Annotated in this window: 1 protein-coding gene; it reads right to left on the bottom strand. The window is 69.0% G+C overall.

All coding sequences use genetic code 11. The features are described 5' to 3' along the window. Window positions 1-1,130 (bottom strand): acyl-CoA dehydrogenase (locus tag ACTWP8_RS38160; protein ID WP_443326639.1); only part of this gene is annotated, 1,130 nt, incomplete at both ends.

Raw genomic sequence — 1,130 nt, 5'->3', positions numbered from 1 at the left:
AGGTTGCGGGCCATGACGATGCGCTGGACCTGGTTGGTGCCCTCGTAGATCTGGGTGATCTTGGCGTCGCGCATCATGCGCTCGACCGGGTAGTCGCGGGTGTAGCCGTAGCCGCCGAGGAGCTGGACCGCGTCCGTGGTGATCTCCATGGCGGCGTCCGAGGCGTAGCACTTGGCGGCCGCGCCGAAGAAGGTCAGGTCGCGGTCGAGGCGCTCGGACTTGGCGGCCGCGGCGTAGGTGAGCTGGCGGGCGGCCTCCAGCTTCATCGCCATGTCGGCGAGCATGAACTGGACGCCCTGGAAGTCGGCGATCGGCTTGCCGAACTGCTTGCGCTCCTGGACGTACCCCTTGGCGTAGTCCAGCGCGCCCTGCGCGATGCCCAGGGCCTGCGCCGCGATGGTGATGCGGGTGTGGTCCAGGGTCTTCATGGCCGTGGCGAAGCCGGTGCCCTCCTCGCCGATCATGCGGTCGGCGGGGATGCGGACGTTGTCGAGGTAGACCTCGCGGGTCGGGGAGCCCTTGATGCCCAGCTTCTTCTCCGGGGCGCCGAAGGAGACGCCCTCGTCGGACTTCTCGACGACGAACGCCGATATGCCCTTGCTGCGCTTCTCGGGGTCGGTCACGGCCATGACCGTGTAGTACTCGCTGACGCCGGCGTTGGTGATCCAGCGCTTGACGCCGTTGAGGACGTAGTCGTCGCCGTCGCGCACGGCCCTGGTCTTCATGCCGGCGGCGTCGGAGCCCGCGTCCGGCTCGGACAGGCAGTACGAGAACATCGCGTCGCCCTTGGCGAGCTGGCTCAGGTAGGTCTTCTTCAGCTGCTCGGAGCCGGAGAGGATGACCGGGAGCGAGCCGAGCTTGTTGACCGCGGGGATCAGGGAGGAGGACGCACACACGCGGGCCACCTCCTCGATGACGATCACGGTCGCCAGCGCGTCGGCGCCGGCGCCGCCGTAGGACTCGGGGACGTGCACCGCGTGCAGGTCGTTCGCGACCAGCGCCTCCAGAGCCTCCTGCGGGAAGCGGCCCTCCTCGTCCACCTCGGCGGCGAACGGCGCGATCTTCGCCTCGGCGAGCGAGCGCACCGACTCGCGGAGCATGTCGTGCTCCTCCGACGGCCGGTAAAGGTC

This window comes from Streptomyces sp. 7N604 (assembly GCF_052245475.1).
In the GTDB taxonomy this organism is placed as follows: Bacteria; Actinomycetota; Actinomycetes; order Streptomycetales; family Streptomycetaceae; genus Streptomyces.
This window is presented reverse-complemented; position numbering and strand designations above follow the sequence as displayed.